We start from the raw sequence: 7,103 nt of genomic DNA on the forward strand, positions 1-7,103 counted from the left end.
ACCCCCCGCCCCCAGGGACGGGGCCGATGGGGGCGGCCGGGGCGAAACTCCCCTACCATGCGCGAAGTCGCACGCCAGTTCACATCACCACATCACCCGACGAGGAGCCCGGTACTCGTGGCCATACCCCCGCCCCCCGGTCCCGACCAGCCGCCGGCGCCCTCGCCGTACCCCTCGTATCCGGGCCAACCCCACCACTACCCCCAAGGCCCCTACGCGCCCTGGCCCCAGGGCTACTCCCCGTACAACCGGCCGACCCCCGTCAACGGCGTCGCCATCGCCTCCCTCGTGCTCGGCATCCTCTGCTTCCTGCCCGCCCTCGGCCTCGTCCTCGGCATCGTCGCGCTCGCGCAGATCCGTAGGAAGGGCGAGCGCGGAAAGGGCATGGCGATCGCCGGCTCCGTGCTGTCGACCGTCGGCCTCGCCCTGTGGGCTCTCCTCCTCGGCACCAACGGCCTGTCCGACGCCTGGGACGGCTTCAAGGAGGCCGCCAGGGAGGAGAACAGCACCTTCTCCCTCGCCAAGGGCGACTGCTTCGACACCCTGGACGGCTCCCTGGAAGGCCTGGCCTACGACGTCGACACCGTGCCCTGCTCCGTCGCGCACGACGGCGAGGTGTTCGCCAGTTTCCAGCTCCCCTCCGGCGCCTACCCGGGCGACGACCGCGTCACCGAGCTCGCCGACGACAAGTGCTACGCCCTCCAGGACAGTTACGCCATGGACACCTGGGCCGTGCCCGGTGACGCCGACGTCTACTACCTCACCCCGACCCGCCAGAGCTGGCGCCTCGGCGACCACGAGGTCACCTGCGTGTTCGGCAACGTCGACGCGCAGGGCACCCTCACGGGCTCGCTGCGCAACGACGCGACGACGCTCGACGCCGACCAGCTGGCGTATCTGAAGGCGGCCCACGCCCTCAACGCGGCGATGGACACGGCGCCCGGGGAGGAGTACGTCGAGGACGACCTGCCGGGGCACAAGGAGTGGGCGCAGCGGGTGACGGACGCGCTCGACGAGCAGACCCTCCTGCTCACCGAACACCGGTTCGCCGCCGCCGCCTCGCCCAGCGTCACCGCGGTCGTGAAGGACCTCCGCAGCGCGCGCGAGGAGTGGGCGAAGGCGGCGGACGCCACCGACGTCGACACCTTCTACGACCACTACGACACCGGCACCGACCTGCTCGACGCCGACCGCACGGTCACCGCCCGCAAGGCGCTGGGACTCGCGACGACCCCGCCTTCGTACGAGCAGGGGAGCGAGAGCGGCGGCGGGGGCGGGGGTGGAGGAGAAGACACCGGTATCGAGGTGTGAGGACGGCCTGAGCGGGGAGAACGTGCCTGCGCAATGCCGTGCGGCGTCTCGTGGTGCCAGGCGCCATGCCTTCCGGCGACGCAAGTCATCACATCGAGTGATTCTCTGGCCTTTGCTTGCATGTCACAACCCACGGTTGCCACGCTGTCGCTGTCTGTACAACCTGATGGGAGCGGCCAGTGACATTCGGTGAGCAGCCGGCCTACCTGCGTGTCGCGGGTGATCTACGAAACAAGATCGTCGACGGTTCGCTCCCCCCGCACACCCGCCTCCCCTCCCAGGCCAGGATCAGGGAGGAGTACGGCGTCTCGGACACGGTCGCGCTGGAGGCGCGCAAGGTGCTGATGGCCGAGGGCCTCGTCGAGGGCCGCTCCGGATCGGGCACGTATGTGCGTGAGCGGCCCGTGCCGCGCCGGATCGCCCGCTCCGGCTTCCGTCCGGACGGCGGCGCGACCCCCTTCCGTCAGGAGCAGTCCGACGCGGAGGCGCGCGGCACCTGGGAGTCCAGCAGCGCGCAGGCCGCCGCGAGCGGTGCCATCGCCGAACGGCTCTGCCTCCTGCCCGGCGACCGCGTGATGTGCACGAAGTACGTCTTCCGGGACGCCGGCGAGGTCATGATGCTGTCCACCTCCTGGGAGCCCCTCGCCGTCACCGGCCGTACGCCGGTGATGCTGCCCGAGGAGGGCCCGCTCGGCGGTATGGGCGTCGTCGAACGCATGGCGGCCATCGACGTGATCGTGGACAACGTCACGGAGGAGGTCGGCGCCCGCCCCGGCCTCGCCGAGGAGCTGCACGCCCTGGGTGGTGTTCCCGGGCATGTGGTGGTCGTCGTGCAGCGCACGTACTACGCCTCGGGGCGCCCGGTCGAGACGGCCGACGTCGTGATCCCCGCGGACCGCTACCGGGTGGCGTACCACCTGCCGGTGAAGTAGCCCGCCGTTCCGGCGTCAGTTGGAGCCGGGCGATCCCGGTCGGAGCCGGGCGATCCCGGCCGGATCCGGCCGGATCCGGTGAAGTAGCCCACACTCCGGGGCGGTTGACCTCCCGAACGCTCCCCCTTTCACCGCTGCCCCGCCAATCGCCCCCGCCGGCCGGGGTGTTGGATTCTGGCCGTTCTCGCAGGTCGTCCCGAGGGGCGCGGTGTGCCGTTGACCGGACGCTCCGTGCCCTTTCGACGGCGCGTTCGATGTTGTGCGCCCCTCGCCCCCTGGCCGGTTGGCGTACCTCTTTGTGAAAAGCCGTATTCGCTGCGTAAAGGTTGGGCGTAGGCTCGGGCATATGCGGAATGCGGTTTCCTTAGCGGGCGGGGCGCGGCGCAAGCCGGGGGCGGGAAGTGGAGGGGCTCCATGAGCGACGGGACGATCACTCTTCCCTGGCTCGTCATACGGCAGGACGACAACGGCAATCGCTACCGCGTGGGCCGGTACGCGACCCGTGCGGAGGCTCAGAAGATCGCCGACAGCCTCGACGACCGCGGGCACAGGCAGCTCTACTGGGTCGAGCGGATCGGGCAGAACGGAACCCGGTGACCGGGCTCCCGTAGGCTCCGGTCCATGACGGAACGGACGGAACCGGCGCCAGGACCGGAGCGTGCGGCCGAGCGGATCGTGGTCGTGGGCGCCGCCGTGCTGCGCCACGGACATCTCCTCGCCGCCCGCCGCAGCGCGCCCCCCGAGCTGGCCGGCCGCTGGGAGCTGCCCGGCGGCAAGGTCGAACCGGGCGAGGCACCGGAGGACGCCCTTGTGCGCGAACTGCGCGAGGAACTGGGCGTCGACGCCGAGCCCGTCGAACGCATCCCGGGGGAGTGGCCCCTGCGGGCGCCGTACGTCCTGTGGGTCTGGACCGCGCACCTCCCGGCCGGCTCGGCCGAGCCGAAGCCCCTCCAGGACCACGACGAACTGCGCTGGCTGACTCCGGCCGAGATCTGGGACGTGGACTGGCTGGATCAGGACGTCCCGGCGGTACGGGAAGCGGCCGCCCGGCTGGCGTGACGCTCGCGGTATCGATGCATGGGCTCGTGAGGCGTGTGGGGCGCCCGGTGCGTGCGCCGTGTACGCCGTTTGTGCCACTGTGCGCCCCCAGGGGCGGTAATCGGCACCAAATACCGGGTATGTGCCCATTAACCCCACGAAACCGGACATGGGTGGGTCGCTTGCCTGGGAAGTGATCGGCGTGATCGACACCGAAGGCGACTGTGCCGAATGGAGCTTTCCCGCAGAGCCCGGCGCAGTCCGCGGAGCCCGTACGGTGGTGCGTGCACAACTGCGCAACTGGGGGCTCGACTCCCTCGGTGACATCGCGGCCCTGCTGGTCAGCGAGCTGGTGACCAACTCCCTCAGGCATGCCACGGGCCCCATCGGCGTACGGCTGGTGCGACCCGTCAGGACCTCGGCCACGCTCCTGGTCGAGGTCTCCGACCCGCTGCCCGAACCGCCCCGCGAGCGCGCGGCCGGCCCCGACGAGGAAGGCGGCCGAGGTCTCCAGCTGGTCGCCCACTCGTCCAGCCGCTGGGGCACCCGCCTTGCCGACGCGGGCAAGACGGTGTGGTTCGAGCTCCCGGTGCCGGGATGAGCGGGACAGGAACGGCCCCCAAGTACCGGGCGTACTGACGGCGACGAACCGTGCGCGGTGGTGAAGGGCGGCTGTACGTCCGCCCCCGCCCTGTCGACCGTGTGGTTCAGGCCACTGGCAGTTGTGGTGGATCGTGGTTCGACCCGTGGTCCCCTGGTTAGAAGACTGGGAGTGTTGTCGCGGGCCGGTCCGAAAAGCATCGGGATCGTCCCGTGATCGTGAACACCGTGTTGTGGGGCGCCGTAGTGCTGGATACTGCGGGCAGCCGCCCCCGGTGACCGGTGCCGGACGCGGTGAGCTGGAGGGGACGGTTCGCGTGAGCGAGATACCAGCGAAGGCCACGGAGTCCAAGGACCCGTCGGGCGGCGCGAGTGCGAGGGCCACGGGTGATGCCGCGGCCGGTGTGCCACGTCGGGCGCCGGGCGTCGGGGGTCGTGCCGACGGTGACGTGATACGCGATGCGACACGTGAAACCACGCGTGACACCATGGGCGATCCGGTGCGCGACGCGACACGTGGCACCGGGCTGGACCCCACGCGTGACGTGACAGGTGACCCCATGTGGCAGAGCAGCCCGCCAGGCTCGATCTACGACTACATCAAGGTGGCGTCGTTCTCCATCGGCGCGGACGGTCTCGTCGACCAGTGGAGCCTGCGCGCCGAGAAGATCTTCGGTATCCCGGCCGCACGGGCGGTGGGCATGGATCCCATCGCGGCGTTCATCGACCCCGATCTGCGGGAGCGCGGCCAGCGGAAGATGGCGGAGATCCTCGACGGCCGGGAGTGGACGGGCGTCGTTCCGTTCCGCATCCGCGAGCCCGAACTGGCTGAGGACGGCCCGCGGGAGGGGCTCGCCGAGGTCTATGTGATGCCGACGCGGACGGAGGAGGGCGAGAAGGCCGCCGTATGCATCGTCGTCGATGTCCGTACCCTCCGTCAGATCGAGACCGACCTCGCCGCCTCGCAGGCGATTTTCGGACAATCCCCGTTCGGCTTTCTGCTGATCGACACCGAGCTCCGGGTCCGGCGCGCCAACCAGCGCTTCGCCTCCATCTACGGCGGCACGGTCGACGACCACCGGGGCCGCGGTGTCTACGACTACCTGCGCTCTCCCGAGGCCGAGCGGGTCTCGGCGACGCTCCGCCGTGTCCTGGAGACCGGTGACTCGATAACGGACATGCACATCACCGGCTTCGTGCCCGGCTCCGACGAGCGCCGGCACTGGTCGGTCAACCTGTACCGCGTGCACAGCGGCACCGGCCGCCCCATCGGTGTCGCCTGGCTCGGCCTCGACATCACCGCCCGCCGCGCCGCCGCCCGCGAGGCCGCCGCCGCACGGCGCAATCTCGCCCTTCTGAACGAGGCCGGCTCCCGCATCGGGAACTCCCTGGACCTGGAAACGACCGCGCGGGAACTCCTCGACGTCGTCGTCCCCGGCTTCTGCGACCTCGCGACCGTCGACCTCTACCAGGGGCTGCTGGCCGGCGACGAGACCCCGCCCGGGCTCGCCGACGGCAGCGCCGAACTGCGCCGGGTCGCCTTCGCCAGCGCCGTCTCCGACGCACCCTTCGCCGGGGGCCAGGAGCCCGTGGCTGTCGGCGCCGTGCACCACTTCGCGTTCAACTCGCCCTGCGCGGACGCCCTGCGCACCGCCCGCCCACAGCTCGTCCCCGCCGAGGACAACGGCGCCATCCAGTCCACGCTGGCCGTCCCGATGGTCGCGCACGACACCGTCGTGGGCCTCGCGCAGTTCTCCCGTACGAAGGGCAGCGAGCCGTTCGGGGAACGGGACCGGTCGCTGGCCTGGGAGTTGGCCGCGCGCGCCGCCGTCTGTATCGACAACGCCCGGTTGTACCGGCGTGAGCACGAGCGGGCCCTGATCCTCCAGCGCTCCCTGCTGCCCCCGGGTGACCCGGAGGCCTCCGGCCTCGACATCGCCTGCCGTTACCTGCCCGGCAACGCGGCCACCGAGGTCGGCGGCGACTGGTTCGACGTCATCGAACTCCCCGGCAACCGCACCGCGCTGGTGGTCGGCGACGTGATGGGGCGGGGGCTGCGCGCCGCCGTCGCCATGGGGGAACTCCGTACCGCCGTCCGCACCCTGGCGCTCCTCGACCTCGAACCGGCGGAGGTCCTCTCGGCGTTGGACGAGATCGCGCGCGGCCTCGGCACCCCCGGTGGCGTCCAGCAGGCCACCCGCGCCGCCCGCCAGCCCCGCGACGCCGACCTCCTGGAGGTGTACCTCGCGACCTGCATCTACGCGGTCTACGACTCCGTGACCCGCAGGTGCACCTTCGCCAACGCCGGCCATCTGCCGCCCGTGCTCGTCGAACCGGGCGAGGACGCGCTGATGCTCGACGTGCCGCCGGGTATGCCGCTCGGGGTCGGCGGCGAGCCGTTCGAGGAGGTGGAGGTCGAACTGCCCGAAGGTTCTCTGCTGGCGCTCTACACGGATGGACTGGTCGAATCCCGCGACCACCCGCTCGACGAGGGCCTGCAAGCGTTCGTCGGCGCCCTCCGCGACCCCTCCCAGCCGCTGGAGGACGTCTGCGACCACGTCCTCAGCACCCTCGACACCCACCACGGCGAGGACGACATCGCCCTGCTGATGGCACGTGTCCAGGGGCTGCCCGCCGATTCCGTCGGCGACTGGACCCTGCCGCGAGAACCGCGCAGCGTGGGCCGCGCCCGCGAGTACACCCGCACCCAGCTCACCGCCTGGGGTCTCGAACCCCTCATCGACACCACGGAGTTGCTGGTCAGCGAGCTGGTCACCAACGCCCTGCGCTACGGCGAGGGCGAGATAAGGCTCCGGCTGCTTCTCGACCGCATGCTGGTGTGCGAGGTGTGGGACGCCGGCCTCGTCCAGCCGCGCCGCCGCCGCGCCCGCGACACCGACGAGGGCGGACGCGGACTCCAGCTGGTCGGCCTGCTCAGCGCGGCCTGGGGCTCCCGCCGGACCCCGCGCGGCAAGACGGTGTGGTTCGAGCTCCCGCTGCCGGACGCGGGAACGGTCCTCGCGGACCCGGCGGAGGCGCTACTGAGCCTGTTCTGACGGCGCAGGCCGCCGCCGTCGGTCGTGTCCCGCTTCGTGGTGCAAGCGACCTTGCCCGACGCGTTCCGGTAGGCCGCGCGTCGGCCACCTCGTGGGACACGGCTCCCGGGTCGCGCGGCGGCTGACCGGCCGTCAGCGCCATGCGCGGCCCCGAACCGCGCCGATG

Annotated in this window: 6 protein-coding genes; all 6 read left to right on the plus strand. The window is 71.4% G+C overall.

Translation table 11 applies throughout. From position 1 onward, the window contains the following. Positions 1 to 117: 117 nt before the first annotated feature. The 6 genes from RB628_RS30360 (at position 118) to RB628_RS30385 (ending at position 6,937) form a co-directional block, all read left to right on the plus strand. On the plus strand, positions 118 to 1,311 hold the full coding sequence (locus tag RB628_RS30360) for a DUF4190 domain-containing protein (protein ID WP_318323762.1): 1,194 nt from the start codon (positions 118 to 120) through the stop codon (positions 1,309 to 1,311). A gap of 179 nt (positions 1,312 to 1,490) precedes the next feature. Then, positions 1,491 to 2,243: a GntR family transcriptional regulator gene (locus tag RB628_RS30365; RefSeq protein WP_318323763.1), complete on the plus strand. Its 753-nt coding sequence runs from the start codon at positions 1,491 to 1,493 to the stop codon at positions 2,241 to 2,243. Between the two features lie 414 nt (positions 2,244 to 2,657). Then, positions 2,658 to 2,840, plus strand: a complete 183-nt coding sequence (locus RB628_RS30370; RefSeq protein ID WP_318323764.1) for an SPOR domain-containing protein — start codon at positions 2,658 to 2,660, stop codon at positions 2,838 to 2,840. Positions 2,841 to 2,864: 24 nt separating this feature from the next. After that, entirely contained in the window at positions 2,865 to 3,302 is a 438-nt protein-coding gene (locus tag RB628_RS30375) for a (deoxy)nucleoside triphosphate pyrophosphohydrolase (protein ID WP_318323765.1), read from the plus strand. 148 nt (positions 3,303 to 3,450) lie between these two features. Further along, a complete protein-coding gene (locus RB628_RS30380; RefSeq protein ID WP_318323767.1) occupies positions 3,451 to 3,882 on the plus strand; it encodes an ATP-binding protein in 432 nt (143 codons plus the stop codon). Positions 3,883 to 4,198: 316 nt separating this feature from the next. Next, positions 4,199 to 6,937, plus strand: coding sequence for a SpoIIE family protein phosphatase (locus tag RB628_RS30385; RefSeq protein ID WP_318323769.1), 2,739 nt, complete (start codon positions 4,199 to 4,201; stop codon positions 6,935 to 6,937). Positions 6,938 to 7,103 lie beyond the last annotated feature (166 nt).

The sequence above is a fragment of the Streptomyces sp. ADMS genome (genome assembly GCF_033441795.1).
Taxonomy (GTDB): domain Bacteria; phylum Actinomycetota; class Actinomycetes; order Streptomycetales; family Streptomycetaceae; genus Streptomyces.